Genomic DNA, 2102 nt, shown 5'->3' on the forward strand with positions numbered 1-2102 from the left:
TAGTCAAATTCAAAAAGTGAAAAACTGTAATTATCTGGCGTTAAATCCCAGCACTTTTGCCATGAAAGGTAAATGTGGCGTTTTTTCTCAACCGCAAACAACTCCCCTGAAGCAATTTCTGCAAGAAGCCTATTTTCAGCATATCCAAGCTTATTTCAATCTTCTGGAAATTGACTGGCCGCTGACAGAAAATGTGGCTAATGCTCTCACGCTAACGGATCAAGATTTAGATGATATTGCCACTAAGTTAAGCTAATTATTCTATACTACGAACAGATTACCAAGCTTTAGGCTGAAATTGAGGATCGTTTAAAATAATTACATTGTCTCCTGACTGAGCTAAGACAAATAATCCTTGACGATAAGCATAAAGAGCAATATCGTCGGGGACAACCATTCCGGCTACCGCTCCTAATGCTTTCAGATTCTGGTAACGAGGCATTAATCTTTTGAATTTTTCTAGTCGCTCTAAATGTTCGTCAACATCGCTTTGAGTCAGTTTACTTTTCACTTCAATTAAGACGGCTTCGGTATTATTAACTACTAATAAATCTATTTCGAGTCCCCCTTCGGGGCGTTGGGCTGACACTCCTGAGTATAATTCATGAACATCAAGCCCTCTTTCTTTAAATAATCTTACCGCGGCGGGACGAATTTGCCATTCGACAAATTCTCCCAAGCGATTTCCGAGTTTTCCTAGCTGTTTATCAACTCTCTGGCTTTGCTCTTTTAAAAGTCTTTCTGTTTCTTGAAAACGGCGATCGCTTTCTTGACGTTGTTCTCGCATTAAACGTTCTGTTTCTTGAAAACGGCGATCAGTTTCTTTTTGAGCTTCGACTAATTCCCCTAATAAACGCCAGACATCATCAGCGGTTGTGGCCATCAGATTTTCCCCTTAGATTTTTATTTCAATTATTATTCTACCAAGCTTTAGTCCGACATTGTGTGCTTAGGATTTCTTGGTCTTAAAATTATTTTTTTGAGACTTTCTTCTGGCTTGTGACAACTAGGTTAAATAAAGTCAACATTCCCACTGGATAAATTTGTAGAAGAACAAAGAAGAGGATTAATTGCCTAAGAAGGGCAATGTAAAGATTGGTTAAATTTTTTACATCGGCCACTTGACAGGGGGGGGATTGTGTATTCCTTTATTATCAACTATTGGAGTTATCGCAGGCAATAGGGAAAAAAAGCTTAAGCTTTGTGGGAATTTGCCGCACCCTACTTATCCTTAACAATAGGTTTACTGCTATAAGTTTTGACCCAACAGGAACTAATTTCCTGTTCAATCGTTCTTAATAAATGAATCCTCAATTGAGTCACGTTTGTTATTGAAGATAATCGATGATTCAATTACCCAGGATTGTTCAATATCTGCTCAATATAGCAGGTGACAAGGGGAAAAAAGCTTAAGCTTTGTGGGAATTTGCCGCCTCCTAGTTGTCCTAGCTGCCTTGGCGGTTGCCAAGTAGAGAAAAGCCAGATTATTTAATTTCAACTCAATCCGTATTAGGAGAATTTTTGCCATGGCTGCGCTTGCAAATATGAATCTTATTGGCGTTCCTCATGCCGTTGAATTAATCAGCGGTATCGGCGTTGGTTTTAATTGTTTTACTGGCAAGCAGATGACGAATGCTTTGGCAGCCAATCCAACAATTCAAAACTTAGGCACTAATTCCCAAAGTTTTTTTAAGATTTGTTATTCGGCTGAAGATTTTAATAATACCGTTACCAATTCCTTAGGCGTTTCGGCGCAGATTAGCTTAAAAAAAGCCAGCAATAATTCCAGTTCTGGTTCCGATTCTAGTTCTGGTTCCGATTCTGGTTCTGGTTCTGGTTCTGGTTCCGATTCTAGTTCTACCTTTAGCGACCCTTCAGTAAGTTCAACTCTGAGCCTATCTAATGCCTTGTCTATCAATGATACTTCCGTCAGTGTTATTGTTTATGCACGGGTTGAGAACATTGGCTCTTCGGGAATTGTTATGCAAATAATTAACTTAAAATAAAATTCGATGAGAGCGCCTACGCTCAAAAGTAGCTGAAATCCATACAGGGAAGGACTTAAGGCACAAACAGGTTAATACCAAAAGATAGACAATTGA

2 protein-coding genes and 1 pseudogene are annotated in these 2102 nt (G+C 38.9%); 2 read left to right on the plus strand and 1 reads right to left on the minus strand.

Translation table 11 applies throughout. The features are described 5' to 3' along the window. Positions 1 to 256, plus strand: a pseudogene (locus O9295_RS13525) (lipase family protein); the annotation flags it as partial. A gap of 21 nt (positions 257 to 277) precedes the next feature. Here the strand turns inward: O9295_RS13525 and O9295_RS13530 are convergent. Next, entirely contained in the window at positions 278 to 883 is a 606-nt protein-coding gene (locus tag O9295_RS13530; protein ID WP_002759942.1) for a hypothetical protein, read from the minus strand. A gap of 643 nt (positions 884 to 1526) precedes the next feature. On the opposite strand from O9295_RS13530, the gene O9295_RS13535 reads away from it, so the two are divergent. After that, positions 1527 to 2006, plus strand: coding sequence for a hypothetical protein (locus tag O9295_RS13535; protein ID WP_288033313.1), 480 nt, complete (start codon positions 1527 to 1529; stop codon positions 2004 to 2006). Positions 2007 to 2102: the final 96 nt, after the last annotated feature.

This window comes from Microcystis sp. LE18-22.4A (assembly GCF_027531105.1).
Lineage (GTDB): Bacteria > Cyanobacteriota > Cyanobacteriia > Cyanobacteriales > Microcystaceae > Microcystis > Microcystis aeruginosa.